Annotated in this window: 26 protein-coding genes and 1 tRNA gene; 11 read left to right on the forward strand and 16 right to left on the reverse strand. The window is 71.2% G+C overall.

Annotation, left to right across the window (positions count from 1 at the left end):
* Positions 1 to 120 precede the first annotated feature (120 nt).
* Positions 121 to 1,326 carry a cysteine desulfurase-like protein gene (locus tag FFT09_RS09050; protein WP_081193000.1) on the forward strand — a complete coding sequence of 402 codons (1,206 nt, stop codon included), beginning with the start codon at positions 121 to 123 and terminating at the stop codon, positions 1,324 to 1,326.
* Between the two features lies 1 nt (position 1,327).
* Here FFT09_RS09050 and FFT09_RS09055 read toward each other — a convergent pair whose 3' ends face one another.
* The gene (locus FFT09_RS09055; protein ID WP_081193002.1) at positions 1,328 to 2,302 is read right to left on the reverse strand and encodes an NAD(P)H-quinone oxidoreductase; all 975 of its coding nucleotides are present in this window, start codon (positions 2,300 to 2,302) and stop codon (positions 1,328 to 1,330) included.
* Between the two features lie 118 nt (positions 2,303 to 2,420).
* Here FFT09_RS09055 and FFT09_RS09060 point away from each other — a divergent pair, with 118 nt between their 5' ends.
* The 3 genes from FFT09_RS09060 (at position 2,421) to FFT09_RS09070 (ending at position 5,009) form a co-directional block, all read left to right on the forward strand.
* Positions 2,421 to 3,956: a M28 family metallopeptidase gene (locus FFT09_RS09060; protein WP_138382383.1), complete on the forward strand. Its 1,536-nt coding sequence runs from the start codon at positions 2,421 to 2,423 to the stop codon at positions 3,954 to 3,956.
* A gap of 469 nt (positions 3,957 to 4,425) precedes the next feature.
* The gene (locus FFT09_RS09065; protein ID WP_081193006.1) at positions 4,426 to 4,902 is read left to right on the forward strand and encodes a MarR family winged helix-turn-helix transcriptional regulator; all 477 of its coding nucleotides are present in this window, start codon (positions 4,426 to 4,428) and stop codon (positions 4,900 to 4,902) included.
* Between the two features lie 22 nt (positions 4,903 to 4,924).
* Positions 4,925 to 5,009 (forward strand) — tRNA-Ser (locus FFT09_RS09070).
* Between the two features lie 171 nt (positions 5,010 to 5,180).
* Here the strand turns inward: FFT09_RS09070 and FFT09_RS09075 are convergent.
* The 4 genes from FFT09_RS09075 to FFT09_RS09090 all read right to left on the reverse strand — a co-directional run bounded on the left by FFT09_RS09075 (position 5,181) and on the right by FFT09_RS09090 (position 8,333).
* A complete protein-coding gene (locus FFT09_RS09075) occupies positions 5,181 to 5,855 on the reverse strand; it encodes a hypothetical protein (protein ID WP_138382384.1) in 675 nt (224 codons plus the stop codon).
* The gene (locus tag FFT09_RS09080; RefSeq protein WP_037335109.1) at positions 5,848 to 6,030 is read right to left on the reverse strand and encodes a hypothetical protein; all 183 of its coding nucleotides are present in this window, start codon (positions 6,028 to 6,030) and stop codon (positions 5,848 to 5,850) included. The genes FFT09_RS09075 and FFT09_RS09080 overlap by 8 nt, the downstream gene beginning before the upstream one ends.
* A 113-nt stretch (positions 6,031 to 6,143) precedes the next feature.
* On the reverse strand, positions 6,144 to 6,731 hold the full coding sequence (locus FFT09_RS09085; RefSeq protein ID WP_138382385.1) for a TetR/AcrR family transcriptional regulator: 588 nt from the start codon (positions 6,729 to 6,731) through the stop codon (positions 6,144 to 6,146).
* A 69-nt stretch (positions 6,732 to 6,800) separates the two neighbouring features.
* The gene (locus tag FFT09_RS09090; RefSeq protein WP_425273051.1) at positions 6,801 to 8,333 is read right to left on the reverse strand and encodes an MFS transporter; all 1,533 of its coding nucleotides are present in this window, start codon (positions 8,331 to 8,333) and stop codon (positions 6,801 to 6,803) included.
* A 132-nt stretch (positions 8,334 to 8,465) separates the two neighbouring features.
* On the opposite strand from FFT09_RS09090, the gene FFT09_RS09095 reads away from it, so the two are divergent.
* A complete protein-coding gene (locus FFT09_RS09095; protein ID WP_081193014.1) occupies positions 8,466 to 9,104 on the forward strand; it encodes a LysE family translocator in 639 nt (212 codons plus the stop codon).
* A 48-nt stretch (positions 9,105 to 9,152) separates the two neighbouring features.
* On the opposite strand, the gene FFT09_RS23420 is transcribed toward FFT09_RS09095, so the two are convergent.
* Positions 9,153 to 11,714, reverse strand: coding sequence for a LuxR C-terminal-related transcriptional regulator (locus FFT09_RS23420; RefSeq protein ID WP_279631015.1), 2,562 nt, complete (start codon positions 11,712 to 11,714; stop codon positions 9,153 to 9,155).
* Between the two features lie 189 nt (positions 11,715 to 11,903).
* Between FFT09_RS23420 and FFT09_RS09105 the strand changes: the two genes are divergently transcribed.
* Positions 11,904 to 12,419: a DUF7144 family membrane protein gene (locus FFT09_RS09105; RefSeq protein WP_081193018.1), complete on the forward strand. Its 516-nt coding sequence runs from the start codon at positions 11,904 to 11,906 to the stop codon at positions 12,417 to 12,419.
* Between the two features lie 15 nt (positions 12,420 to 12,434).
* Here FFT09_RS09105 and FFT09_RS09110 read toward each other — a convergent pair whose 3' ends face one another.
* Together FFT09_RS09110 and FFT09_RS09115 are read right to left on the reverse strand one after the other, a co-directional pair.
* Entirely contained in the window at positions 12,435 to 13,016 is a 582-nt protein-coding gene (locus tag FFT09_RS09110; RefSeq protein WP_024876559.1) for an ImmA/IrrE family metallo-endopeptidase, read from the reverse strand.
* Position 13,017: 1 nt separating this feature from the next.
* Positions 13,018 to 13,386 carry a helix-turn-helix domain-containing protein gene (locus tag FFT09_RS09115; protein ID WP_024876558.1) on the reverse strand — a complete coding sequence of 123 codons (369 nt, stop codon included), beginning with the start codon at positions 13,384 to 13,386 and terminating at the stop codon, positions 13,018 to 13,020.
* A gap of 154 nt (positions 13,387 to 13,540) precedes the next feature.
* Between FFT09_RS09115 and FFT09_RS09120 the strand changes: the two genes are divergently transcribed.
* On the forward strand, positions 13,541 to 13,780 hold the full coding sequence (locus FFT09_RS09120; protein WP_081193020.1) for a DUF2188 domain-containing protein: 240 nt from the start codon (positions 13,541 to 13,543) through the stop codon (positions 13,778 to 13,780).
* A gap of 11 nt (positions 13,781 to 13,791) precedes the next feature.
* Positions 13,792 to 14,955 carry a glycoside hydrolase family 3 N-terminal domain-containing protein gene (locus FFT09_RS09125; protein WP_138382387.1) on the forward strand — a complete coding sequence of 388 codons (1,164 nt, stop codon included), beginning with the start codon at positions 13,792 to 13,794 and terminating at the stop codon, positions 14,953 to 14,955.
* Positions 14,956 to 14,971: 16 nt separating this feature from the next.
* On the opposite strand, the gene FFT09_RS09130 is transcribed toward FFT09_RS09125, so the two are convergent.
* Positions 14,972 to 15,454, reverse strand: coding sequence for an SsgA family sporulation/cell division regulator (locus FFT09_RS09130; protein WP_138382388.1), 483 nt, complete (start codon positions 15,452 to 15,454; stop codon positions 14,972 to 14,974).
* 266 nt (positions 15,455 to 15,720) lie between these two features.
* Here FFT09_RS09130 and FFT09_RS09135 point away from each other — a divergent pair, with 266 nt between their 5' ends.
* Complete coding sequence (locus FFT09_RS09135; RefSeq protein ID WP_138382389.1) at positions 15,721 to 16,485, forward strand: hypothetical protein; 765 nt, start codon at positions 15,721 to 15,723, stop codon at positions 16,483 to 16,485.
* Between the two features lie 191 nt (positions 16,486 to 16,676).
* Positions 16,677 to 17,702 (forward strand): beta-ketoacyl-ACP synthase III, encoded by a 1,026-nt coding sequence (locus tag FFT09_RS09140; protein ID WP_176218304.1) that lies wholly within the window; start codon positions 16,677 to 16,679, stop codon positions 17,700 to 17,702.
* Between the two features lie 15 nt (positions 17,703 to 17,717).
* On the opposite strand, the gene FFT09_RS09145 is transcribed toward FFT09_RS09140, so the two are convergent.
* The 6 genes from FFT09_RS09145 to FFT09_RS09170 all read right to left on the reverse strand — a co-directional run bounded on the left by FFT09_RS09145 (position 17,718) and on the right by FFT09_RS09170 (position 23,528).
* Positions 17,718 to 19,172, reverse strand: coding sequence for an adenylate/guanylate cyclase domain-containing protein (locus FFT09_RS09145; protein ID WP_081193026.1), 1,455 nt, complete (start codon positions 19,170 to 19,172; stop codon positions 17,718 to 17,720).
* A 113-nt stretch (positions 19,173 to 19,285) separates the two neighbouring features.
* The gene (gene ku / locus FFT09_RS09150; RefSeq protein WP_138382390.1) at positions 19,286 to 20,308 is read right to left on the reverse strand and encodes a non-homologous end joining protein Ku; all 1,023 of its coding nucleotides are present in this window, start codon (positions 20,306 to 20,308) and stop codon (positions 19,286 to 19,288) included.
* A 48-nt stretch (positions 20,309 to 20,356) separates the two neighbouring features.
* Positions 20,357 to 20,866, reverse strand: a complete 510-nt coding sequence (locus tag FFT09_RS09155; RefSeq protein WP_176218306.1) for a DNA polymerase ligase N-terminal domain-containing protein — start codon at positions 20,864 to 20,866, stop codon at positions 20,357 to 20,359.
* Positions 20,867 to 21,067: 201 nt separating this feature from the next.
* Positions 21,068 to 21,868, reverse strand: a complete 801-nt coding sequence (locus FFT09_RS09160) for a SigB/SigF/SigG family RNA polymerase sigma factor (protein ID WP_081193030.1) — start codon at positions 21,866 to 21,868, stop codon at positions 21,068 to 21,070.
* On the reverse strand, positions 21,865 to 22,296 hold the full coding sequence (locus FFT09_RS09165; protein WP_024876548.1) for an ATP-binding protein: 432 nt from the start codon (positions 22,294 to 22,296) through the stop codon (positions 21,865 to 21,867). Before FFT09_RS09165 ends, FFT09_RS09160 begins: the two co-directional genes overlap by 4 nt.
* Before the next feature lie 71 nt (positions 22,297 to 22,367).
* Positions 22,368 to 23,528 carry an Rv2629 family ribosome hibernation factor gene (locus FFT09_RS09170; RefSeq protein WP_138382391.1) on the reverse strand — a complete coding sequence of 387 codons (1,161 nt, stop codon included), beginning with the start codon at positions 23,526 to 23,528 and terminating at the stop codon, positions 22,368 to 22,370.
* A 174-nt stretch (positions 23,529 to 23,702) separates the two neighbouring features.
* On the opposite strand from FFT09_RS09170, the gene FFT09_RS09175 reads away from it, so the two are divergent.
* Complete coding sequence (locus tag FFT09_RS09175; RefSeq protein ID WP_024876546.1) at positions 23,703 to 24,491, forward strand: sulfite exporter TauE/SafE family protein; 789 nt, start codon at positions 23,703 to 23,705, stop codon at positions 24,489 to 24,491.
* A 42-nt stretch (positions 24,492 to 24,533) separates the two neighbouring features.
* Here FFT09_RS09175 and hisC read toward each other — a convergent pair whose 3' ends face one another.
* A complete protein-coding gene (gene hisC / locus FFT09_RS09180; RefSeq protein WP_138382392.1) occupies positions 24,534 to 25,589 on the reverse strand; it encodes a histidinol-phosphate transaminase in 1,056 nt (351 codons plus the stop codon).
* Positions 25,590 to 25,609 lie beyond the last annotated feature (20 nt).

Consider the following 25,609-nt stretch of genomic DNA (forward strand, 5'->3'; position numbering starts at 1 on the left):
GTGGGCGACGATCCGGTCCTCGCCCAGGGTAGTCGGCGGGATGGCTGCCGTGGCTCGCCCAGGGCACGGGTTCGACAACCCCGGACGCGCTGCGAAATTACTGGTCCGTACGGTGTCCGCATGGCGTTCGACGTCGCTCGGATACGTGGGTTGTTCCCCGCTTTGGGTGACGGCTGGATCCATCTCGACGGTTCGGCGGGGATGCTCGTCCCGGAACAGGTCGCGTCCGCCGTCTCCACGGCGATGCGGGCTCCCGTGTCGGGGCCCGGAGGCGTGTTCCCCGCTTCGCAGCGGGCCGAGAGCATCGTCACGGCCGCACGTCGCGCCGTCGCCGATCTCGCCGGTGCCGACCCGGACGCCGTGGTGCTCGGCCCCAGCGCCACCGTGTTGCTGAACCGGCTGGTCGACACGCTGTCCGACACCTGGACCCTCGGGGACGAGGTCGTGGTCTCCCGGCTCGACGAGCAGGCCAACGTCGCGCCATGGCTGCGGGCGGCGAAACGGGTCGGGGGCACCGTGCGCTGGGGCGAGATCGACATCGAGACGTGTGAGTTGCCGGCGTGGCAGTACGAGCAACTCGTCGGTGCCCGCACCAAGGCCGTGTCGGTGACGTGCGCCTCCGGCTCGGTGGGCACCAGGCCCGACGTCGCGACGGTGGTGGAGATCGCGAAGCGAGCGGGCGCGCTCGTGGTGGTCGACGCGACCTACGCCGCACCGTTCGTGCCGCTCGACCTCGCCGCGCTGGGCGCCGACGTGCTCGTGCTCTCGGCGCAGGCGTGGGGCGGGCCCGCCGTGGGCGCGCTGGTGTTCCGGGACCGCCGCCTGCTGGACCGCATCCCCGCGGTGGCGCTCGATCCACACGCGGTCGGGCCCGAACGCCTGGAGCTGGGGCCGCACGCCTACCCGCTGCTGGCCGGGCTGGTCGCCTCGATCGACTACCTCGCCGATCTCGACGACGCCGCGTCCGGCTCGCGACGGGAGCGGCTGCTCACGTCACTGGGCTCGGCGAAGTCCTACCAGGCCGGCCTGCTGGCCCAGCTGTCCACGGACCTGCGGTCGCTGCTGAACGTCATGGTGATCGGCGACGCCACCCGCCGCATTCCCGCGCTCGCGTTCACCGTCGCCGACACCAAGGCCGCCGGCGTGGCCCGCCACCTGGCGTCGCACAACGTCTGCGCGTTCGCCGACGAGGGCGCCACCGGTGTCTTCGCGTCGCTGGGGGTCGGTGAGGTCGGCGGGGCCGTCCGCATCGGACTCGCGCACTACACCAACGTCTTCGAGATCAACCAGCTCGTGAACCTGCTGCAGGACCTGCCGTCGAGCTAGCTCAGCGGGCGGTCAGCAGCAGCTTGCCGAAGACCCCGCCCTGCTCCAGCATGCGGTGGGCGTCCGAGGCCCGCGACAGCGGCAGCACCTGGTCGATCACGGGCCGCACGCGGTTCTGCTCGACCAGCGGCCAGAGCTGGTCGCGGACCTCCGCCACGATGGCGGCCTTCTCCTCGGCGGGCCGGGCGCGCAGGGTCGTCGCCGCGATGCTGGCGCGCTTGGCGATCAGCGCACCGAGGTTCAGCTCCGTCGTGGTGCCGCCCTGCATCCCGATCACGACCAGCCTGCCCCCGGTGGCCAGCGCCGAGAGGTTGCGTTCCAGGTAGGCGGCGCCCATGTTGTCGAGGATGACGTCGGCCCCGCCGAGTTCGGTCCGCACCACCTCGGCAAAGTCCTGGGTGCGGTAGTTGATCGCGAGGTCGGCGCCGAGCTGGCGGCAGGCTTCGGCACGCTCGTCGGAGCCCGCCGTCACGGCCACCGTCGCGCCCAGTGCCTTGCCCACCTGAACGGCGTGCGTGCCGATGCCGCCCGCGCCGCCGTGGACCAGCAGCGTCTCGCCCTCGGCGAGGTGGGCCAGCGACACGACGTTCGACCACACGGTGCAGGCCACCTCGGGCAGTGCCGCCGCCGCGACGAGCTCCACCTCGCCGGGCACGGGGAGAAGTTGCCCGGCGGGCACGGCGACCCGCTGCGCGTACCCGCCGCCGGACAGCAGCGCGCACACCTCGTCGCCCACCTGCCAGCCCGTGACGCCCTCGCCCAGCTCGGCGATCGTGCCCGAGCACTCCAGGCCGAGGATGTCGCTGGCTCCGGGCGGCGGCGCGTACTTGCCCCTGCGCTGAAGCAGATCGGCCCGGTTGACGGCGGTCGCGGCGACCTCGACGAGCACCTCACCCGGACCGGCGACCGGGTCGCCGACCTCCGTCCACTCCAGATTGGCAGGGTCACCCGGTTCGTGGAGCATGATCGCGCGCATGTCACGACTCTATGTCACTGTCGAAGTTCGAGACGACCACGTTCCTACGAATGGCGCTTGCTTTGCGGCGTCCGACGAACCAGAGTGACCCGTCAATCGTGACGAAGGGGATTGTTCTATGTCATCTCATCGAGCGAGGTTGAGACCGGCCGTCGCGGTCGCGGCGGCCGCGAGTCTGCTGCTGACCGGCGCCGCCGCCGGCACGGCCGCCGCCGCGCCGAAGGCCGACCCCACGCTGCCCGACCAGCTCGCCCAGCAGGTGAACCTCGGCAAGATGAACCGGCATCTCGTTGCCCTGCAACGGATCGCCCACATGCACGACGGCAACCGTGCGGCGAGCACCGAGGGCTACGACGCCTCCGCCGAGTACATCGCCGAGAAGCTGGAGCGCGCCGGGTTCGATGTGACCCGCCAGGAGTTCCCGTTCACCTACTCGGAGACGCTTGCCGAGAAGCTCGTCGCGGACGGCTCCGAGCTGCCCGTCACCATCATGACCTACAGCCCCTCCACCGAGGAAGGCGGCATCACCGCTCCGGTCGCCGCGATCCCGGTCGACGACACCCCCGGATGCGAGGCGTCGGACTACGGTGACGTGACCGGTCAGATCGCCCTCGTGCAGCGCGGTAGCTGCGCGTTCGCGGAGAAGAGCCTCGCCGCGGCCGAGGCGGGTGCCGTGGCCACCCTCGTCTACAACAACACCGAGGGCCCCGTGAACGGCACCCTCGGCGAGACCAACGACGGCTACGTGCCCACGGGCGGCATCACCCAGGCCGACGGCGAGGCGCTGGCCGAACTCGACGGCACGGAGATCACCCTGGAGCTGCGCGCGCTGATGGAGGAGCGCAGCACCTACAACGTGGTCGCCGAGACGCAGACCGGCCGCAAGGACAACGTCGTCATGGCGGGCGCGCACCTCGACAGCGCCACGGAGGGCCCGGGCATCAACGACAACGGCACCGGCTCGGTGGCGCTGCTCGAGACCGCGCTGGCGATGGGGGCCGAGCCCGAGACCAACAACGCCGTGCGGTTCGCCTGGTGGGGCGCGGAGGAGTTCGGGCTGGTTGGCTCGACCCACTACGTCGACTCGCTGAGCTTCGAGCAGCAGCTCGACATCGCGCTGTACCTGAACTTCGACATGATCGGTTCGCCGAACGCGGGCTACTTCGTCTACGACGGTGACGACTCCGACGGCGTCGGCGCCGGTCCCGGCCCGTACGGCTCGGCACAGATCGAGCAGGCGTTCGTCGACTACCTCGAGGGCGCCAAGGAGGTGCCGACGGAGGGCAAGGACTTCGACGGTCGCTCCGACTACGGCCAGTTCATCGCGGTCGGTATCCCGGCGGGTGGCCTGTTCACCGGTGCCGAGGTCGAGAAGACCGAGGAGCAGGTGGCCAAGTGGGGCGGTGAGGCCGGTGCGTCCTTCGACCCGTGCTACCACCAGGCGTGTGACGACCTGGGCAACGTGGACCGGCGGGCGCTGGACCGCAACGCCGACGCGATGGCCTACGTGACCGGCTCGTACGCGCTGAGCACCGAGGACGTCAACGGCATCACGTCCACGAGCGAGAAGGACGAGGCCGAACTCGCCGAGCAGCGGGCGAGCCAGATGCGCCTCGCGACACTCTCCGCGCAGGGCGAGGCCGACCGGGCCTGACGAGAGCACGACGCGACCCGGGTGCGGACGGCGAGACCGCCCGCACCCGGGCCTGCTTACCGAGGTTTGTGCGAAACGCGGCTGACCGGTTCACCGGGGCGAGCACCCGCCCGGTTACTCCGCGGCGGAAGCCGGGCCGGGTGTCGTGCGCGCAGACAAGCACGTCCCACCCCGAACTGCCCTTCGTCACGACCGGCCGGTTTGAGCCACCTCGATCGTGGGGCTGCAGTCCCCGCTGCCGTGCAGCGGGACGGTCAACCGCGTGGGATCACCATTCGTCACCACATCACCTGACCCTTCCCGGTGGGCGCATCGAACCGGGTCCGGGGCGGAACTCCGTCGTCCGGTGCGACCCGCCCGTTACGCCCAGGATGCCCCGCCATCACGGTTTCACACCCTTTCGTGACCACGGATCGCATGGTGGACGCGCTGACGACCGGGCGGTAGTGGGTGTCTACTCTGCGTGGTCATGGACCGGGAATCCCACGAGGTGCGCTGGTTGACCGACAGGGAGATGCTGGTGTGGCGCTCCTACATCGTGTCCACGCTCATGCTCCGGCAGCGGCTTCACCGGGAGCTCGTCGACGGCCAGCAGGTCTCACTCATCGACTACGAGGTCCTGGTGTGCCTGTCCGACGCCGAGGGTGACGCCATGCGCATGTCGGACCTCGCCACCCTGCTCGGCTCGACCAAGAGCAGGCTGTCGCACCAGATCGGTCGCATGGAGGCGGCGGGGTTCGTGCGGCGCGTGCGGCACCCCGGCGATCGCAGGGGAGTCACGGCCGAGCTGACCGACAAGGGCGCCGAGTTGCTCCGCCGATCCGCTCCCACCCACGTCGACAGCGTGCGCGAGCACTTCGTCGATCTGCTGACCGACCAGGAACAGGAGATCATGGGCCGCGCGTTCACGCGGGTTCTCGCACACCTGTCGGAGGCCGGTGAGTGAGACGTTAGGCTAGGGGCCGCAGGGAAGCGTGGCAGAGCGGCCGAATGCACTCGCCTTGAAAGCGAGCGACGGGCAACCGTCCGGGGGTTCAAATCCCTCCGCTTCCGCGTCTGTGACCAGCGACAACGCCGGGACTGCCGACCGTGCTCACTCGGCGTTGTCGCGGTCGCGTGGCAGTTTCCGTTGCGGCGGGCCGGTTCGACTACCTCTCACAGGCCGAGTTCCCTGGCCACATCCTCAGCGGACATCACCTCGACCTCGCCCGACCGGATTCCTTCTCACCACGTGTCGAGGGCCTTGGCGTTGTCCCTCTGCGGCCCCTTCTCCGGTGGCTCGATCTTGTAGCCGAGGTCGGTGAGGACGTCGACGGCCTCGCTTGGTACGTCGCGAACGACGGCTCGGACCTGCCGTCGGCGCCAGCGTTCGCGACCGTCGCGGATCGCTGCCTCCCAGCCTTGCTTCGCCTGGAACCGGCAATCGCGGATAAGGAACTCGAGTAGATCCTCCAGCGCGGGACGGAAGCGGGCACCGCCTGTGGGGAAGTGAAGTGACTCCAGCGCATGAGGTTTCGGGTGGCCTGATTGGGACAGGACATGCGAGACCGCGCCGCGATGGGCGTGAATTTGTATGTGGGAGGACGGTTTCGACCGTGCATGCCGGTCGTAGTCGTAGCGCACGATCGGTGTCCGGTCCACGGCGGCGCTCACCTTGAACACCGATTGCTCGACGGCCAGGTACTTCTCCGCGCTGTCGAGGCAGAACCGCTGGAATACGTGCAGTTCCGCCAGGCGGTCACCTCTGGCGCCGAGCAGATGTCCCTGCACCTTGGTGACGACACGGTCGCCGCGCGACTCGATGTCTGGTTCGCTGATTTCGGAGAAGCACGCCGCGAGCAGTGCTCGTGTCTCTGCGGTGAACCTGTCCACTTCGGCGTGCAGGTCGAGTCTAGTCATCGCCGAGAAGGAACGAGATGTTCTGCAGTTCGTCCCAAGCGTCCCACTCTTCCCCCACGAGGCAGAAAGCGTGAGCGCGCTCGGTGAATTCGCTGAGAGTGGTGTCGAAACGCTCGAGAATGTGTTCTCGTCGTTGGAGGAGCTGGTCGCGTGTCAGTTCCACCGCGTGTGTCATGACGCCTCCTCGCCGTGGTCTCGTAGCTCCATCTTCCGGCCAGGGACGACAAACGCATCACATCGACGAGTCATCATCGCCGACGTCACTCGAAAGAAGCAATCCGGAACGGATCACCCCTGGCCCAGGGCGCGGGCGAGGACGTCGCGGATATGGCCGGGGTCGGCGTCGGCGCAGTCGAGCAGGAGGGCCGCGCAGAGGCCGTCGGCGGCGGCGACCATGGTCTCGACCGACAGCGGGTCGGTCGTGTAGCGGCGGGCGATGTCGGCGACCGCCTCGCGCCAGTCCTTCGCCGTGGGGCGCAGGGCGGGTCGCCGCGCGGCGAGTGTCGAGAGTTCCCGTTCGGCCACGGCGCGGCGGCGCCCGGTGCCGGCGGTGGTGGCGATGAGGGCGGCGAGCCCGGCCAGCGGGTCGTCGTGCTCGTCGATCTCTCTGAGCTGGGCGACGTACTCGTCGGCGATGGCCGACAGCGCCGCCACGAGCAGTTCGTCCAGCGTCGCGAAGTAGTACGTGAGCAGCCCCGGTGGCACGTCCGCCTCGCGTGCCACGGTGCGGTGGGTGACGCCGTCGGCGCCGTCCCGCTCGATGACTTTGAGCGTGGCGTCGATGAGTTCCGCCCTGCGCCGCTCGCCCCGCGCGCGCCTGCCGTCGGTGGCCGGTGACTTCGCCGACTTCGTCGGCTTGGCCGCGCGCCGCTCCACGTCGGGTCCTCCCTGTCGTGCTCGGGCTGGTGAGCAGGTCACACACCCTAGCCCGCCGCCGCGGCGCCGTTACCGCTGTGCCGGGGCGGCCTCCTGCTCGGCTCCCGTGGGTGCGCTGTGCCGCAGTACCGTCGCGGCCAGCGCGGCGAGTCCGATCGTGAGCACGCAGGCGACGGTCGCGGTGACGCTCAGTCCCGAGGTGAAGGCGAGTTTCGCCTGTGCCAGCAGTTCCGGGCCGGGCGAGGCGGACAATGCGTCGGCCAGGTTCTCCCGCAGTGCCGCCTCGACGGGCGCGGGGAGGTGTCCGGGCAGTTCGGCGGAGATCCGGTCGCGGTAGACGGCGGTGGCGAGGCTGCCGAGCAGGGCCACACCGGCCGCCACGCCGAGTTCCTGCACGGTTTCGGACAGCGCGGCCGCCGAGCCCGCCTTCTCGGGCGGGGCCGCGCTCACCACGAGGTCGGTGCCGAGGGCGGCGATCGCGCCGAGTCCGAGGTAGACCAGTCCGAAGCCCGTGACCACCAGCGGTGCCTCGCCCGGGCCTTCGACCTGGCTGAGCAGGAACTGGCCGACGGCGGAGGCCGCGAGGGTGCCCGCCACGACCCAGCCCGGCCTGACGCGGCGGGCCAGCAGTGGCGCGGCGATCGCGGCCACGAACATCAGCAGTGCGGGCGGTCCGAGCCAGGCCCCGGCCACGAGCGGGGTCAGGTCGTCGACGAGTTGCAGGTACTGCGTGACCAGGAACATCACTCCGCCGACGCTGACCAGGCCGAGCAGCAGCACGGTGAGTGCCGCGCCCAGGGTGCGGTTGGCGAAGAGCGACACGTCGAGCAGCGGCCGGGGCAGCCGCCGTTGCCTGCGCACGAACAGGACGGCCGCGACGGCCCCCGCCACCAGCGCCACCACGGCGACGCCGTCGACGCCCGTGTCGGCGACGTGCTTGACCGTGTAGACCACCGGAAGGATCGCCGCGAGAGAGAGGACGACGCTCGGCAGGTCGAGCGGGCCGCCGTGGTCGTCGCGGTGGTCCGGCAGCATCAGCGGTGCGAGTGCCACCACGAGAACGGTGATCGGGACGGCGAGGAGGAAGGCCGCGCCCCACCAGAAGTGCGCCAGCACCATGCCACCCACCACGGGACCCGCGGCCATGCCGAGGGCGAACATCGTCGCCCAGACGCCGATGGCCACCGCGCGCTGCCGTCCGTCGGGGAACAGGACGCGGATCAGCGCGAGAGTCGCCGGCATGAGTGTGGCGCCCGCGACGCCCAAAGCGGCTCGCGCGGCGATGAGCAGCCCGGCGCTGGGAGCGAAGGCGGCGAGCACGGACGTGACGCCGAACGCGAGTGAACCGATGACCAGCAGGCGGCGGTGTCCGTAGCGGTCGCCGAGCGAGCCCATGGTGATGAGCAGCCCGGCGATCAGGAAGCCGTAGACGTCCATGATCCACAGCGTTTCGGTCGTGGTGGGGCGCAGCTCGACCGAGAGCACCGGAAGTGCCTGGTAGAGCACGGTGACGTCGAGGCCGAGCAGCATGGTGGGCAGGGCCAGGACGGCGAGTCCTGCCCAGTCCCGGGGGCGGGCTCGGGTGGCGGGTGCCGCGTTCACGGGGACCTCCGGTGGCGGTGGAGCAGCAAAGTTCTTGGAAGAACGTACAAGTAGTACTATCGTCCAATCAACTGGTCCCGCAGGGTGGGATACGTGCTACCGCCATCCCTCGGGCGCGGCGAGGATGGCCGGATGAGCGAGATCCTGTCCTTCCTCCTGCTCGCGATCCTGCTGTCGGTGACGCCGGGCCCCGATGCCGTGCTGGTGCTGCGCAGCAGCGCACGCGGTGGCCGCAGGCTGGGCGCGGCCACCGCGCTCGGCGCGGCGACGGGTTCCCTGTTCTGGGGACTGCTGGCGGTCGTGGGGCTGGCCGCCCTGATCGCGCAGGCGGGCACGCTCTACCAGGTGGTGCGGCTCGCGGGCGCGGCCTACCTGATCTATCTGGGGGCCAGCACGCTGGTCGCGCACGTGCGCAGGCGCACGACGTTCGACACGGCGACGACCGGCGACGCCGCGCCGACGGGCACGCCGGCCGGGATGGGCAGGGCCTTCGCCACCGGATTGCTCAGCGACCTGCTCAATCCCAAGGTCGGACTCTTCTACATCGCCGTCGTGCCGCAGTTCATCCCGCCGGGGGCATCGGTGGTGCGGTACTCGCTGCTGCTGACCGCCATCGAGATCACCGTGGCGGTGGTGTGGCTGGTGCTGCTGGCGTGGCTCGCCCACCGGGCGATGGACTGGCTCCGGCGTCCCGCCGTGTCCCGGTGGCTCGACCGGACGCTGGGCGTGTCGCTGGTGGGTCTTGGCGTCGCGGCGGCGGTCGATCGCTGAGCGCGACACCGCACCGGGGCTTCCCGCGGCCCGGGGCCAGCGCCGCTCTCACCTGTCGAGGAGGCCGAGTTCCCGCGCGCGGCGCACGGCGGCGTAGCGGCGGTGGACGCCGAGCTTGCGCAGGATGCCGCGCACGTGAGTGCGCACGGTGTTCACCGACACGAACATCGCCGCCGCGATCTCCTCGGTGGTGAGCAACTCGGTGAGGTGGCCGAGGACCTCGCGTTCCCGCGCGGTCAGCGCCTCGACCGGGACGTGCTCGTCGCCGGGGCTCTCCCCGGCCGGCCTCTGGCGCGGGCGGGTCCGGCCGGCCAGCAGTGCCCGCACGGCGGGGCTCGCGTGCCGGAACGGCAACCGCAGGTGGTGCGGGGCGGCGAGCCGGAGCGCGGCGTCGACGGCGGCCTCCGCGCGGCCGGACGTGTGGTGGTTCAGGCGCAGGTCCGCCTCCACCAGCAGCGCCTCGACCCGGTCCCGCACCGAGGGGAACCCGTCGGCCACCGCCGCCAGCGCCCGTCCGGCCGCCGTGTCGTCCTCGGCGCGGCCCCGCCTGGCATGCGCGGCCGCGGCGAGGACGGCGGCGGCTCCGCTCGGCCGGGTGAGGACGTCGAGTTCGTGCAGCGCGAGGCCGGGATGCCCGTCGAGAAGGGCACCCCGAGCCGCCTCGATCCGCAGCCGGTCGGCGATCCACGGATCGGTGCCGCGGGCTTCGGCGGCTGCCGCGTGCAGGCGATTCGCCGCTGAGGTCGAGTTGCCTTCGGCGGCGTCGAGGGCAGCCGTGACGTGGTGCGCGAGGTACCGGGGCAGTGGCTCGACGACGGGTTGTGCCGCGTTCAGATGGCGCCGGACCGCGATGAATTCCTCCCGGTCGAGTGCGACGAGGGCGAGCGCGACGTGTGCGGTGGCGTGGCCGCCGAGCGCCGAGTCGAACTCGCCCGCGAGTTCCAGTGCGTCGGCCGCGGCGGCTTCGGCGTCGGCGAGCGTTCCCTCCACGGCACCGGTCAGTGCGAGGTGGGCCAGGCCGTCGGCGCGCAGTGCCCGGACCTCGCCGTGGTCCGCGGCGTCCTCGAACGCGGCACGGGCCAGCTCGAACGCACCGTGGCGCAGGAGCGCGACACCACGGCACTGCCGCACCAGCATGGGCAGGGCCCCGGCGGGGTGCGCACTCAGCTCGCCGCCCAGCACGCGCGCCGCGGCGTCGGCCGAGCGCAGTGCCGTGGCCGCGTCACCCACCAGCCGTGACCGGGCGGCCGCCACCGCCGCACGGCCACGTTCCGCCCCGTGAGCGGGCACACGGGCGAGTTCATCGGCGCAGCCGACCGGGTCCGACACCGCCAGGTGGCCTGCCGCCCGCACCACCGCCGCCGCGGAAACGGTGGTGCGGGCGGTTCGCAGCCGGAGGGCCGACGGAGCCAGTGAGCCGCCCGCGCCCTCCAGGACCAGGCGCACCAGCAGCCGCTCGTTCGCCAGCGTCTCCGCGAGCTCGTCCCAGGCACCGGCCGCGGCGAACTCGCGCACGGCGTCGTCCGCCGCCCCCCGGCGGCGCGACCAGCGTGCGGTGGCCGCGCGGATCTCGCGCAGCCGGTGCGGATCGCCATGGACGAGCAGGCTGCGCAACACCGCGCGAACAACCGGGGGATAGGTGTGGTGGCCCTCCCGCGACGACGGCAGCGCGAACGCGACGGCCCGTGCCGCCCGCAGCAGGTCGTCGGCTCCGGGCCCCGCGACCTCCTCGGCCAGCGCGTCGTCGAACTCGTCCGGCAGGCAGGTACCGAGGACGAACCGGCGCAGCGCGCCGGGCAGCGCGTCGATCACCTCGCGGCGCAGGTAGTCGGCCACGTCGAGGTCGGGTGCGGCGGGCGCGGTGGCCGATCTGGTGCGCGCTCCTCGGCCCGCGAGCACCAGCCCGGCCGCCCAGCCGTGGTGGTGCGCGTTCAGGGCGTGGATCTCGGGCCGTCCCGGCGCCGTGCCCACGGCCGCCAGCAGGGCCGCAGCCTCGGCATCGTCGAAGGCCAGCTCGGCGAAGCCGAGCTCCAGCACGGCGTCGGTCATGCGGTAGCGATACAGCGGCAGCGCGGGCGGGTGGCGACCCACCAGCACCAGCCGCAGCCTGCCCGCCGTCAGCCTGAGCAGGAGTTCGACGTCGACCATCACCTCGTCGCTCGCGAGGTGATGGTCGTCCAGCACGAGGGTGAGCCGCCGTCCCCCCGCGACCACCGCCGCCGCCAGTGACGGCAGCCACGAACCCGCCGGGCCGGGGTCGTGACCCACCGCCACACCGAGGTCGTCGAGACACCGCAGAACGGCGTTCCAGAACACGCCGGGGCCGAGCCGCGCGCCCAGCGCGCCGTCCCCGCCGTCGAAGGTCACCCACGCCGTGTCGCCCGACCGGCCTCCCGACTTCACCCACTCCGCGACCAGTGACGTCTTGCCGGTTCCCGCGGGAGCGACCACCACCACGAGAGGGACGGCGTCGGCTCGCGTGAGCAGGTCGAGACCCCGGGGCCGAGGGACGTGATGGCGGGGAAGCTCGGGAGTTCCGAACCGGGACGCCGCCGCGCGCACGCCTCTGGTCGTGTCGTCGCCGGGTTGTCGCGTGGGATTCTCCTTCACCGCGAATGCCTCCGGTGGGTGCTGGACCCCCGTGACGCTACGAGTGCCGCGCGGTGCCCACCACGGACCAAAGACCCGCCCGCGCGAGGTCGTCGGCCCGAACTTCATCCACCGCGCATGATGTGCTGCCGCGCGCGACAGCCCACGGTGGATGAGGACAGTCCGTGGTCGTTTGGCGGGAGGAACGTCATGAGCGAGACGTCACAGGCCCGGTCCAGGGCCGAGCAGGCCCAGGAGACCGGCACGGAGCACGTGCCACCCCAGACGCGCGGCCGGGTCGAGGAGGACTACCGGCAGACGGGCGCGTACCGGCGGGAGTCCGGCTGGGACTGGGGAGGCATCGCCTTCGCCTCGACATTGCTGATGGTGGCCGGGGCTTTCAACATCATCGTGGGGCTCACCGCGATCTTCAACAGCGGGTTCTACACGGTCACCGAGAGCGGCCTGGTCATCAACGTCGACTACAACGCCTGGGGCTGGGTGCACTTCGGTCTCGGTGTGGTGGCGTTGGCGGCCGGTATGGGATTGCTGGCCGGACAGCAGTGGGCGAGGGTCGCCGGCATCGCGATGGCCTCCATCAGCGCGATCGTGAGCCTCGCGTTCATCCCGGCCTACCCGTTGTGGTCGCTGGTGGTCATCGCGCTCGACATCGTGGTGATCTACGCGATCGCCGTGCACGGGGGCAGGGAACGCACCACGGCGTGACCTTCGGGAGCCACCTCAGGCGCTGCTGCCGACCCGGCCGCAGCGCCGGGACCGGGAGGCGATACGGCGGGCGCCGGTGACGTTCATGCGCCACCGGGCCAGCCGTTCGCTCACCCGGAAGTACCGGGCCGTCCTGGAGTCGGTCCAGCCCCGGAAGGCGGCCGTCCTGGCGGCGTCGGTGGGCAGCAGCAGTTCCCCGGACAGCTCGGCGGCCTCCTGCTCCACGACGGCGGTGGTCGCCCGGCAGGCCGAGCCGCGGGTGACCAGCACGCCGACGTGGTGTTCGAGCAGCACGTGGGCCATCTCGTGCGCCACGGTGGAGCGGCGGCGGTTGCGGTCGTGCGCGTGGTTCTCGATGATCACACAGCCGGTGCCGACCGGGATCAGCGCACCCGAGAACGCGTCGGCGGCGGGCCCGGTGAAGTGGGCGACGGCCTCCGGCGGCAACCACGGCTCGTCGAGTGTCAGGACGTCGATCCCGTAGAGCCGGGCGAGCGCGTACGGGTCGAAGGGCTGGAACGTGCGCACCCCGAGTTCGTCGCGCACGTCGGCCGCGAGCCGTCTGGCCGCCGCCTTGAAGCCGCGCCGCAGCGTCACGTCACCGCTCCCGTCGGTCCGCCTTGATTCGTCGCAGGGTGGCGCCCACGATGTCGAGCAGGTAGTCGCGGTCGGCGTCACTGAGGTCGTCGCGCGCCCGCAGCAGGAGCGCGAGTTCGGTTTCCAGACTGGGTCGTGACGGTGGTCGCGCTTCGGCCGAGCGGCGCATGAACTCCTCGGCGGGTGCGCCCAGCCACTGCACGAGTGCGATGAAGCCGTCGAGGTCGGGACGTTGGCCGTTGCCCATCCGGCTGAGCAGCGACGGGCTCACACCGGCCTGCTCGGCGACCTGCCGCCACGACATCGCGCGCGCCCCGCGCTGGGCGTCGAGCGCGTCGTAGAGCCGCCGCGCGTCCATCCGGCCTGTCACGTTGTGCCCGCGCCTTCCTGTGTGTTCCGCGTTTCCGCGTTTCCGCGTCACCGGCCCGCCGTCCACCTTTCACTATCACAGGCGTGTGTCACTCCCGCCACCCGTTGCAGTTCCGGTCTAGTGTTCCAGTAACGCAATGGACCGGAGGTGTGGGATGAGCACGGTGTTTCCGGAGATCACGGTGGTTTTCGAGTTCTCGCCCGACTCGCTGACGTGGCTGGTCGGCCGCGGCGACGTGGTCCTGTCTCGGCACTGCCGCAAGCACGACGCCGTGCGGGAGGCCGCCGGACGGGCGCGGGCGCACCGCGACGCTGTCGTGCGAGTGGAGCGCATGGACGGCACCGTTCAGTGCCGTCACCGGTACGGGCGCGCGCGGCGACACGGGCGGCGCTAGCGTGTGGGGTGATGAAGCGATGGATGCTCGCGGCGACCTGCGTCGCCCTGCTCGGAACGGCCGCCTGCGGCGGCGACGACCAGTCCGGCGACGGCGGGACGCCCGACACCGCCTCGCCACCGCAGAGCCCAACCGGCACGCAGGGCTCGCCGGAGCCGACCAGCCCGGCGCCCGGCGGGGAGTGCGCGAGCGTCATCGAGTCGCTCTCGCCGCGTGAGCGCGTGGCCCAGCTGCTGGTCGTCGGCGTGGAACCGAGCGACCCGGCCGCCGCCGTGCGACTTGTCAGCGATCACAGGGTCGGCGGCATCTTCATCGGCGGCAACGCCACCGACCTGCTCACCGGCGACGCGCTGGAGCAGGTGCAGCAGGCGGCGGGCGAGGTTCCGGTCTCGGTCGCCGTCGACGACGAGGGCGGTCGGGTCCAGCGCATCGACGAGCTCGTCGGATCGATCCCGAGCGCCAGGGAGATGGCGGCGACGATGACACCCGAGGAGGTGCGGCAACTCGCGGTCGAACGCGGCGAGCAGCTCAGCGCCCGTGGCGTGACCGTCGACTACGCCCCGACGGTCGACCTCACCGACGGGCCCGCGAACGGCGTGATCGGTGACCGGTCGTTCAGTGCCGACCCGCAGACCGCCACAGAGTACGCCGCCGCGTTCGCCGAGGGGCTGTCGGAGTCGGGCGTGCGGCCCGTCATCAAGCACTTCCCCGGCCACGGCAGGGCCAGCGGTGACTCCCACCAGGGACTGGTGCAGACGCCGCCGCTCGACGACCTGCGCGAGAGCGATCTCGTGCCGTACGAGGACCTGGGTGTCTATCCCGACGACACCGAGGTGATGGTGGGCCACCTCGACGTGCCGGGGCTCACCGAGGGCGAGCCGGCCTCGCTCTCGCCCGCCGCGTACCAGCTGCTGCGCGAGGACTACGGCTACGACGGCGTGGTGCTCACCGACGACCTGGGCGCCATGCGCGCGATCTCCGACACCTACACGCTCGACGAGGCCGTGCTGCTGGCGGTCCAGGCGGGCGCGGACCAGCCGCTCTGGTCGGCGGGGGGCGACGTCGCTCCCGTGATCGACCGGCTGGAGACTGCGGTGGCCGAGGGCGAGCTGCCTCAGGACCGCCTCAACGAGGCGCTGACGAGGGTGCTGACGGCCAAGGGCGCCTGCGGCTGAGCCCGCGAGGCCGCCCTCAGGGACGCGCGGTGGTCAGACTGGTGATCACCGCGTCGAGGTCGAGCCGCTCCGACTCGTAGCCCAGCGGCACGCGGGACAGCGTGGCCTCCACGAACTCCTGCACATCGCCTCTGTCGATCTCCACGGCGGCGTAGCCGTCCGGGGATTCCAGCTCGATCACGAGCAGGGCGTCGTCCGGGGCGGGGAGGTCGGGGCGGATGCGGATGTCCCCGATGCCCGCCGGGGCGTGCAGCCCCGTGATCAGCAGATCACGGGAGAACTCCCACTCCACCCACTCCTCGGAGTCGACCCGGAAGGCGAGAGAAACCGTGAACGGCGCGCTGGGCGCGTAGCTCAACCTGGCCAGTACAGGCGTCTCGCACCCGCTGAGGTAGACGAACTGGCTCTGTTGTACGGCGTTGTTGTCCACGGCACGCTCCCGTTCCTCCGTGGCGCCCGCCTGGCGCGTGCGGTCCTTCCCTCTATAGAAGACGTCCATCTGCCACCGAAGTGATGCGCCATTCGGGCGAATCTTCGTGATCGAGACGGACAGTAGAGCAGGCGTCGTGGCGTGTCGCGGGGGAGGGTGGTGTCACTGGGCCGGTCGGGGGCGGCGGGCCGTACCCGGAGTCACACGATCGAGTTCTCTTGGTTTGAGATCGGCGATCGCGGGTGACAGAGCGGCGTCCGGCGCGGTAGACAGCCAACAGATCTTGTCGTGCGACGTTCGGGCTGGGGGACCGCGGTGATGGAGGGACGACCGTGATGGCGCCCGGCATCCTGCGTCGTACCCCGCACGACGGCGGCATGCTCGACCGCACGGGAATCCTGGGCGCCAGCGCGCCGCCCGGGAAATCGTTTGCGGATGTCGCGGAGGAGGACGCCTTCCAGCGCCGGGGACACCGGTCGCGGGTCGCCGGGCTGGCGGCTGTGGCCCTCATGGTGGCCGTGGCGCTCACCGGGACGTCGGGCGATCCGAACCGGCACGACGTGGAGGTGGCGCGTGAGACCACGGGCGATGCCACCCCGGAGCTCGGCCGGACCCCCGTCGCGTCCCGTCCCCCACCGTCCGGTGAGGTAGTGCTCGACCCTGAGCATCGCCCGGGTACGCGGCCGTCGTCCACGCTGGCGACGACTGCCGAACCGACTACGGAGCCGGCTGCCGAGCCGACTGGCGAGCCAAGCCCCGTACCTGCCCCGGAACAGCGGCCCGCACCGCCCGCGGACCCGGCGCCGACTTCGGGGCCGCCCGTGCGAGGCCAGGACCGGGTCCCCGTCGAAGTGCTGCTTGAAGACTCTGACGCGGCGAGCCTGGCGATGCGCGCGGCACGAGAGGCACGAGAAGCACTGTCGGTGCTACCCGGGCAGCGTGGGACGACGGACGACGATCACGGACGGCAGCCCGACGACCGGCGGGACCGCGACGGTGACAATGACGAGGAGCGCGAGCGTGAGCGCGAGCGCGAGCGTGACCGTGACGAGGAGCGTGAGCGCGGCGGCGACCGGGAGTGGCACCTGCCGCGGTGGTGAGTGCTCAAACGGAGAATCGGCGAGGGCCGCTGATCTGCCGCGTGAACAGGTCGGAAAAGATCCGCAATCACCCAGGAGTATCTGGTTACTGTGATTGAGCACACATGTAAATCTCTTACCCTGTGGTAGCCGGAAAAGTTGGTGCGGGCCGGTTTCGCCTCTCGTTGTCCCCGACGTCGGTCCGTGGAGGAATGCAGGTGCCCACGCACAACACGCGGGGTGGGGCAGTGCTGGCCGGCCTCGGTGGCTGGCTGCCGCCCCGCGTGGTCGACAACCACGAGCTGAGCCGACGACTCGACACGTCGGACGAGTGGATCCGCACCAGGACGGGTATCACGGCCCGGCACGTCGTGGCCCCCGGAATGTCCACGGTGGACATGGCGGTCGAGGCTGGGCGCAGGGCGCTGGACTCGGCGGGTGCGGACGGTGAGCGCGTTGACGCGGTGGTGCTGGCCACCAGCACTCCCGACCACGTCTGTCCCGCCAGCGCCCCGCAGGTGGCTTCGCGCCTCGGGCTCGCCGGGGCGGCGGCGTTCGACGTCAATGCCGTGTGCAGCGGATTCGTCTACGCGCTCGCCACGGCTGCCGGGCTCCTCGCGTGCGGAGCCGCGCGGCGGGTGCTGGTGGTGGGTGCCGACGCCTTCACCACGCTGCTCGACCCGGGCGACCGCTCCACGGTGCCGATCTTCGGCGACGGCGCGGGCGCGGTGGTGCTGCGGTCGGGGCGGCCCGACGAGCCGGGCGCCCTCGGCCCCTTCGACCTGCACAGCGACGGCGAGCTCGCGGATCTGCTCATCGTGCCCGCGGGCGGGTCCCGGCAGAAGGTGTCGGACCAGCCGTCGGATCACTACCTCACCATGCGCGGGCCCGCCGTCTTCCGCCACGCCACCGCACGTATGGCCGAGTCGTCCCGCGCCGTGCTGGCCGAGGCGGGCTGGACGGCGGCGGACGTCGACCGCTGCGTCGGCCACCAGGCCAACATCCGCATCCTGACGGCGACCGCGAAGAACCTCGGCCTGTCCGCCGACGCCCTGGTGGTGAACATCGGGCACACGGGCAACACGAGTGCCGCGTCCATCCCGCTCGCGATGGTGGACGGAGTGCTCGACGGCACGCTCAAGGACGGCGACCGCGTACTGGTCACCGCGTTCGGAGCGGGGTTGACCTGGGGTTCCACCGTGTTGCGCTGGCCGGAGCTGCGCTGCGTGCCGCTGTGAGGGCAGGAGACCGGCTCAAACGCCACCGGTCCAGGTGAGTGTCGGACTCTCGCGGCCCCGCAGGTGCAACGCCGCGTGCCGTTGCCAGTGGGCGCGCTCGGACTCGGCGGCCGATTCGACCGCCGCGCCGCTGGCCAGGACCCGCCCGGGCAGCTGCTTGGCGTGCTCGGTGAGCCGGGCCGCCTCGTTCACCGCATCGCCGATCACCGTGTACTCCAGCCTGCTGCGGGCGCCCAGCTGCCCGGCGAACACCCGGCCCGTCGCCACCCCGATACCGAGATCGAGTTCGCCGTGGCCGTGGACGGCATCCCGGATGGCGCGGGCGGTGCGCAGGGCGGACGTCGCGGCGTCGGCGTGCCGGGCCGGCGCCCCGAACACGCAGAGCGCGGCGTCGCCCTGGAACTTGTTCACCAGCCCGCCGTGGGTGTTCGTCGCCTCCACCACCGCCGCGAAAAGCCGGTTCAGCCTGCGCACGACCTCGTCCGGCGGTAGCCGGGTAGCGAGGGTGGTCGAGTCGGCGACGTCGACGAACAGTGCCGTCACCTCGCGCACGTCCCCGGACAGCGAGATGCCGTGTTCCAGCGCGTGCCGCACGACGTCGTCGCCGACGTGGCGGCCGAACAGGTCGCGCAGCCGTTCCTGCTCGCGCAGGCCTGCCGCGAGGTCGTTGACGGACGCCTGCAGCATGCCGATCTCCCCGGCGTCGTCGATGCCGACGGCGACGTCCCGGTGCCCGCTGCCGATGCGGTCCAGCACGAGCCGCAGCCCGCGCAGGGGAGCGGCCACCGCGCGGGCGAACAGGCCCGTGGCCAGCGCGCCGAGCACCAGCCCGATGAGGGAGAGCACGAGCAGGCTCGACGACGGGTCCGTGTCACCCAGGTCGGGTGGCAGCACCAGCAGCAGGACACCCACCAGGGGCACTCCGCTTGACAGCCCCCAGGTCACCACCAGCCTGGTCAGCACGGTGGTGGAGGACGAGACCCCGTGTGGCCCGGCCACCTTCAGCGACAGCGACTGCACCGGCCTGGCCACCCACTCGGCGGCGAGATAGGTCAGGCCCGTGGTGGCCAGCCCGCCCAGTGCGATCATCAGGACCACGCCGACCGCGTCGAACCAGGAGCCGAACACCGCGGCCAGCACGCCGAACACCGTGGCACCTCCCGCCCACAGCGTTCCGGTCACCACGGCGAGGTCTCGCGGGATGCGCAGCGCCTTCGCCGCCTCCTTCGGCGTGGGTCGGCGACCGGCCACGAACCAGAGCACCGTCCGGCTCTGGAGGTAGCCGGCCCACACCGTGCCGATGACGAACGCCAGCAACACGTAGCCCAGCGCGCTGACGAGGACGACCCAGCTCGCGGGCCCGAGGTCGTCGGGAAGGCCCTGCAGCCACAGCAGCAACATGACCAGGGCCGCGCCGCAGAAACTGGTGCCGAATCCGATCGTGGCGAAACCGAGGCTGGTACGGAGCACGGTGCGAACTCGCGCGGACACTCGCCCTCTGGCCACTCCGAGATGGTATGGGCCCGGAGACGGGAAGGACATGCCCGACCCGGAACAGAACCCCGCGGCACGCCACCCCCGGGTCAGGAGGCGCGTCGGCGATCCTGCCGCTTGCTCGCGGCGCGGACCGCCTTCTCCAGTTCGTCGCGGTTCATCCGGGACCGGCCCTTGACGTCGAGTTCGCGGGCCATACGGTCGAGGTCGGCCTTGGTGGCCTCGGACAGGTCGGGCTCGGCTTGCTTGCTCCGCGACTTCGCCTCGCCGCCGCTGGTCCCACCACTGCGGGCCGCACGCTTCGGGCGGGCCTCGGCCTCCTGCTCACCGCCCTGCTTGCGGCCCTCGACGCTGCGCGAGAGCGCCTCGAACAGGTCGACCACCTTGGTGGCCTCGCGCGGTTCCTCGGCGGGAGTGATGGTGCGGCCCTCGCGCTTGTCCTCGATGAGCTGCATGACGCGCTCGGTGTAGGTGTCGTGGTAGTCCTCGGGCTGCCACTCCTCCGCCATCGACTCGATCAGGCTGACCGCCATGTCGACCTCCTTGCCACGGGGTTCGACTCCGGTGGGCAGCTTGCTGATCTCCTGCTCCGGCACGCGGATGTCCTCGGGGAACAGCAGCGTGTTGAGCACCAGCACCCCGTCCCCGGCGCGCACGGCGGCGATGTACTCCTTGCCACGCATCACGAACCGCGCGAGACCAGCCCGGTTCGTCTTCGCCATCGCCTCGATGAGCAGCGTGTACGCGCGACCGAACTCCTCCTTGCTCGGCGCGAGCCAGTAGGTCTTCTGGAAGTAGATCGGGTCGATCTCCTCCAGATCCACGAACGCGTCGATGTCGATCGTGCGCGACCGCCCCGGCGCCACCTCGTCCAGCTCGCCGGGCTCGATGAGGACGTACTCGTCGCCTCCGAGGTCGTAGCCCTTGACGATCTCGTCGTAGGGCACTTCCTCGCCGGTGCGCTCGTTGACCCGCCGGTACCGGATGCGGTCCGAGGTGCCACGCTGGAACTGCCTGAAGTGGACGGTGTGGTCCTGGGTGGCGCTGTAGAGCTCGACGGGCACCGTCACCAGGCCGAAGTTGAGAGCTCCGCTCCAGATCGCTCGTGCCACGGCTCCTCCTGGACTGGCGTCCGTCGTGTCATCCGAGCATCCCGCAGCTCACCGGGGTGGGCCACTCGGACGGGGGTACGCGGTCACCACGGCCTCGCCACGGGCTGGGGAGCCGTCGCTCACCTCTCGCGTGATGAGCAGCCACTGCTCCTGGTCGGGACTGCGGTGGGCACGCACCAGGACGAACACCCCGCGTAGCCGATGTCCGGTGAGCCGTAGTGACAGTCGCCCCTCCGCGAGCGCGCGGTCCCAGGGCAGGTCCCCGAGGTTGTCGACGGTGCCGTGGTCCCACACGGCCGCACCCGACCGGTCCTGGGCAGGCGTGCGGATGGCCAGCCGCTTGTCGCCGGGGATCAGGGACGGATGTTCGGGGATGGCCCAGGACGCCGACACGGCGCCGAGCGTGAGGCGGAAATCGTAGTGCGGACCGGCGGGATCAGGCTGTTCGACTACGTAGAGTGATGATGATGGCGCTGCGTCATCGCACCCACGCTGCTCATCGGAGCGCCGTGGGTGTGGTGGCCCGGGCGTGCCGCCCGGTGCGTCACCATCGGCCATGTACGGGAAGATACCCTGTCGTGAACTGCGAAAACACCCGGGTGGGCCGGGGTGTTCCGGAGTGCGGCCCCACTCGTACCGTCAGGGGACAGCGATACCGCCCAACGAGGGACACCGGCCGGTCACAGAAATGCGCCGTTCAGTGCCTTGCACTCGAGCATCATCACCGAACGTAATCATTTTTTCGAGTGGTCCGCCCAGCTATGAGAGGTCGTCGTCGACGAGGCCCTCGCGCAGCTTCTTGAGTGTCCTCGCGAGCAGGCGCGACACGTGCATCTGGGAGATCCCGACGCGCTCGGCGATCTGCGTCTGCGTCATGTTGTGGACGAATCGCAGCGCGAGGATCGTGCGCTCCCGCTCGGGCAGCTGCCTGACCAGTGGTTGCAGCGTCTCGTGGTTCTCCACGCCCGTCAGCGCTGCGTCCTCCTCGCCCAGCGTGTCCCCGAGCGCCAGGTTCTCGGTGTCGGCGGAGAGCACCTCGTCCAGCGACATCGAGTGATAGGCGTTGCCGGCCTCCAGCCCCTCGAAGACCTCCTCGGGCGTCAGGCCGAGGTGCTGGGCGATCTCACTCGGGGTGGGGGCCCGGCCGAGCCGCTGCGAGAGCTGGGTGCTGGCGTTGTTGATCGAGAGGTGCAGTTCCTTCAGCCGCCGGGGAACACGGATGACCCAACCGGTGTCCCGGAAGTGCCTGCGGACCTCGCCCATGACGGTGGGCACGGCGAACGACAGGAAGTCCGACCCCCGCGCGGGATCGAACCGGTCCACCGCGTTGATCAGGCCCACCCGGGCGACCTGCACCAGATCCTCCTTGGCCACCCCTCGCCCCGAGAAGCGCTGGGCGATGTGCTCGGCCAGCGGCAGGTGGCCGGTGACCAGCTCGTCGCGCAACTCGGCGCGCCGGGGGTCGTCCTCGCCGAGGGCCACGAACTGCTCGAAGAGCGGGGTCAGGTGCTGGTAGTCGTCCGACGGGGCGCGCGATCCTCGTGTCGTCGATTCGGTCACGTAAAAGCCGGCTTCCGTTTCGCAAGCTCGATGTGAATCCAGTTGCGCTGCCCGTTCTGCGCGTTCTCGTCCGCCCACGCAGCGGCCGAGTCCGCGAGCGTCGTGAGCACGCGCCAGCCGAACGACGCGGTGCTGGGCGCGTCGGGCTCGCTCGACGTCACGGCCCCCCGGAACAGCAGTTGCTCCTCGCTGACGGTGAAGCGGCACACCATCGTGCTGCCGGGCACGGCCCTGGTGATGAGCGTTGAGCACGCCTCGTCCACCGCGAGGCGCAGATCGGCGATGGAGTCCAGGTCGAAATCGGCCCGCATCGCGATGCTCGCCGCGACCGAGCGGATGATGGGTAGGTGTACCAGGCTCGCACCGAGCCGGAGTTCGATGTCGTCCTGCGCGCCGACATCACTCGTCGGCGGCTTGGTTTCGGTCACTGTCACCTCGGTGTTCTGCCGACCGTTCAACGTTCCCCGCTAACACTAGCCATCGTGGACCATTCTTTATCTCAGTCGTGGCGGAGCAGCGCGCCGAACCCGTCGGTGAGGTCGACTCGCTCACCCACACTGATGACATCGGCTCCGACCGCGACAGCGGCCACGAGCAGCGCCTCGTCGGCCCGGGCGCGGCGGGTGTCACCGGCTTCGATCCCCTGCGCGGTGAGTTCGTTCTCGCGCAGGGCCAGCAGCGCGGGTTCGGGGCCGGTCAGCACTTCCGCGACCTCGCCGCCAGTGTCGCCGTTGTCGCCACTGCCGCCACTGCCGCCACTGCCGCCACTGCCGAGTCCCCCGAGCAGCAGCGTCGCCACGTTGTGCTCGCGCAGTGCGGTGGTGACGGCTTCGAGGCCCTGCACGGCGAGCCCGGTGGGCTTGCCCAGCTCGGCGGTGAAGCGCTCCACGACGTCGTCCCGGCGCGCGCGGACCGCGTCGGCCAGCAGCTCGTCGATGCTGCGGTCCAGCTCGTCCTCGCCGGAGCCGGGCTTCCTGCCGCCCGGCTGCACCTCGACGGCGTGCCCGCGCACCGGCTCGGGCAGCGCGTCGAGCAGCGCCTTGCGGGCCTGCGACTCGCCGGCGACGACGACGAGCGATGCGCCGGTGCTCCTGGCGGACGCGGCGACCCGCTCCGCGGCCCGCTCGATGTTCTGCTTGACGAGTTCCTCGGTGTGCTGCTGCAGATCGCGGTGACCCCAGCCGCCCCGGCGCACCTTGTGGACGTGGGAGTCGGTTCCCTCGACGGTCAGCGCCTCCACGACCGTGCCGTGCTCGTCGACGGCCGTGATGTCCGCGCCGATGCGGTCGGCCACGGCGACTACGTGGGGTGGCGGCAGTTCCCCGTACTCGACGAGCGGGACGAGGTAGGGGAGGCGGGACAGCCGAGCCTCCGACCGGGCCGGAGGTTCGGAGAGGTGGCGGTCCAGCCATTCGCCGTCGGCGGTGGCGACCAGCGCACGCCCACTGCGGCCGACGGGCGGCTCGCCACCGAGGACCGCGGCCTCCAGCGCGTCGAGCGTCACCTCGGAGGCGTCCTGCTCGGCCAAGCGGGCACGGAGGTCGCGCCACGTCAGTTCACGCTGCTTCGCGGCGTCCTCGGTGTTGTGGGTATCGTCGAAGTAGACCGAGGCGAACGGGCCGTCTCCCGTGACCAACTCGCGCAACCTCGTGGTGTCCACTCGTACCTCCCTTTGTGCGACGACGTGTGGCGCATGACTACCCGGTCGGGGTGCTCCGAAACGTCCGCGGAGATCATCGATGCCCGGTCGCGGTGGTGACTCCGCACACCCTTGCGGGCACTGCGAGCGCCCCCGGGCGCGAGCTTGCTTATCGTCGGCTCGCGTGAGTGCAGCATGATCTGGTGGCACGCCGTGCTGATCGCCGTGGCCGGCGTCTGGGCTGGAATGATCAATACGGTCGTCGGTTCGGGGACGCTCGTGACGTTCCCGGTACTGGTGGCGCTCGGCTACCCGCCCGTGACGGCGACGACCTCGAACGCGATCGGTCTGGCGCCGGGCAGTATCAGCGGCGCGATCGGATACCGCCACGAGCTGCGCGGGCAGGGCAGGCGGTTGCTGACCTTCGTGCCCGCGTCCCTGCTGGGCGCGATCGGCGGCTCGATCCTGTTGCTGTCGCTGCCCGCCGACGCCTTCGAGACCATCGTGCCCGCGCTCGTGGGACTCGCCGTGGTGCTGGTGATCGTCCAGCCTCGCGTGTCGAGCTGGGTGCTGCGCCGCCGTGAGGAGCGCGCGCTCACCGGAGGGCCGCCGTCGTCGGGCCTGGCCACCTCGGTGCTCGTGATCGGCTCGATCTTCCTGATCGGGATCTACGGCGGCTACTTCACGGCCGCGCAGGGCGTGATGCTCATGGCGGTGATGGGCATGCTGCTCGACGAGCCCATCCAACGGCTCAACGGCGTCAAGAACGTGCTCTCGGCCGTGGTGAACGTCGTCGCGGGCACGGTCTACGCGTTCGTGGCGCCGGTGAACTGGGCCGCCGTCGGACTGCTCGCGGTGGGGTCGGTCATCGGCGGTCTGCTCGGCGCCAGGGTCGGGCGCAGGCTGTCGCCGACCGCGCTGCGTGCCGTGATCGTCGTGGTGGGCGTGGCGGCCGTGGTGCAGCTCATCCTGCGGCAGCTGTGACCGCGGGAGTGCCGGTGCGCCGCGCGGGCACACCGGCGACGCTCACCCGGCGAACGTGCGGGCCGCCTCCAGGAAGATCGTGTTCTCCTCGGGCGTGCCGATGGTGACGCGCACCCCGTCACCCGCGAACGGGCGCACGACCACCTTGTGCTCCATCGCGTGCTCGGCGAACGCGACCGCGCGCTCACCCAGCGGCAGCCACACGAAGTTCGCCAGCGTCTCCGGCACGGCGTAGTTCTGCTCCCGCAGTGCGTCGTACACCCGCGTGCGCTCGCGCACCAGGTCGTCGCACCGGGCGAGCAGTTCGTCCCTGGCGTCGAGCGAGGCCAGCGCGGCGGTCTGGGCCAGTGCGTTGACGCTGAACGCCACGTACACCTTGCGCACGGCCTCGATCACCTCCTCGGCCGCCACCGCGTAGCCGACGCGCAGCCCGGCCAGCCCGTACGCCTTGGAGAACGTGCGCAGCACGGCCACGTTGCGGCGCGCGGGCGCGAACTCCATACCGTCGGGCACGTCGGGGTCGGTCACGAACTCGCGGTAGGCCTCGTCGAGCACCACCAGCACGTCCTCCGGGACGCGGTCCAGAAACGCCGTCAGCTCGTCGCGGCGCACGGCCGTGCCCGTGGGGTTGTTCGGGTTGCACACGAACACCACCCGGGTCCTCGGCGTGATGGCCGCCAGCATCGCGTCGAGGTCGTGGCGGTGCGAGTCGGTCAGCGGCACGCGCACCGGTGTGGCGTTGCCGACCTGCGTGACGATCGGGTACGCCTCGAACGAACGCCACGCGAACACGACCTCGTCGCCGGGCGCGCACAGCGCCTGCACGAACTGCTGGCACAACGACACGGACCCGCACCCGACCGCCACCTCGGACTCCGACACACCGAACTGCGTGGCCAGCCGCCGCACGAGTTCCCACGCGCCCATGTCGGGATAGCGGTTGATGTCCGCGCTGGCCCTGGCGATGGCGTCGGCCACGCTCGGCAACGGGCCGCCGGGGACCTCGTTGCTGGCGAGCTTGATCGCCCCCGGAACGGTCCGTCCCGGGACGTAGGCGGGCAGTGCGGCGAGGTCGGCACGTGTCGGGATCACGGACATGGCGGCTCCTCGGCGTCGAG

The sequence above is a fragment of the Saccharomonospora piscinae genome, assembly GCF_005862235.1.
GTDB lineage: Bacteria > Actinomycetota > Actinomycetes > Mycobacteriales > Pseudonocardiaceae > Saccharomonospora > Saccharomonospora piscinae.

Excerpts from the sequence above, each read along its gene's own strand:
- FFT09_RS09135 (WP_138382389.1), top strand. The coding sequence starts at position 15,721 with ATGGCGCCCGGCATCCTGCGTCGTACCCCGCACGACGGCGGCATGCTC.
- FFT09_RS09175 (WP_024876546.1), top strand. The coding sequence starts at position 23,703 with ATGATCTGGTGGCACGCCGTGCTGATCGCCGTGGCCGGCGTCTGGGCT.
- FFT09_RS09095 (WP_081193014.1), top strand. The coding sequence starts at position 8,466 with ATGAGCGAGATCCTGTCCTTCCTCCTGCTCGCGATCCTGCTGTCGGTG.
- FFT09_RS09060 (WP_138382383.1), top strand. The coding sequence starts at position 2,421 with ATGTCATCTCATCGAGCGAGGTTGAGACCGGCCGTCGCGGTCGCGGCG.
- FFT09_RS09155 (WP_176218306.1), bottom strand. The coding sequence starts at position 20,866 with ATGGCCGATGGTGACGCACCGGGCGGCACGCCCGGGCCACCACACCCA.
- FFT09_RS09065 (WP_081193006.1), top strand. The coding sequence starts at position 4,426 with ATGGACCGGGAATCCCACGAGGTGCGCTGGTTGACCGACAGGGAGATG.
- FFT09_RS09055 (WP_081193002.1), bottom strand. The coding sequence starts at position 2,302 with ATGCGCGCGATCATGCTCCACGAACCGGGTGACCCTGCCAATCTGGAG.
- FFT09_RS09120 (WP_081193020.1), top strand. The coding sequence starts at position 13,541 with ATGAGCACGGTGTTTCCGGAGATCACGGTGGTTTTCGAGTTCTCGCCC.
- FFT09_RS09080 (WP_037335109.1), bottom strand. The coding sequence starts at position 6,030 with ATGACACACGCGGTGGAACTGACACGCGACCAGCTCCTCCAACGACGA.
- FFT09_RS09140 (WP_176218304.1), top strand. The coding sequence starts at position 16,677 with ATGCAGGTGCCCACGCACAACACGCGGGGTGGGGCAGTGCTGGCCGGC.
- FFT09_RS09130 (WP_138382388.1), bottom strand. The coding sequence starts at position 15,454 with ATGGACGTCTTCTATAGAGGGAAGGACCGCACGCGCCAGGCGGGCGCC.
- hisC (WP_138382392.1), bottom strand. The coding sequence starts at position 25,589 with ATGTCCGTGATCCCGACACGTGCCGACCTCGCCGCACTGCCCGCCTAC.
- FFT09_RS09105 (WP_081193018.1), top strand. The coding sequence starts at position 11,904 with ATGAGCGAGACGTCACAGGCCCGGTCCAGGGCCGAGCAGGCCCAGGAG.
- FFT09_RS09075 (WP_138382384.1), bottom strand. The coding sequence starts at position 5,855 with ATGACTAGACTCGACCTGCACGCCGAAGTGGACAGGTTCACCGCAGAG.
- FFT09_RS09125 (WP_138382387.1), top strand. The coding sequence starts at position 13,792 with ATGAAGCGATGGATGCTCGCGGCGACCTGCGTCGCCCTGCTCGGAACG.
- FFT09_RS09050 (WP_081193000.1), top strand. The coding sequence starts at position 121 with ATGGCGTTCGACGTCGCTCGGATACGTGGGTTGTTCCCCGCTTTGGGT.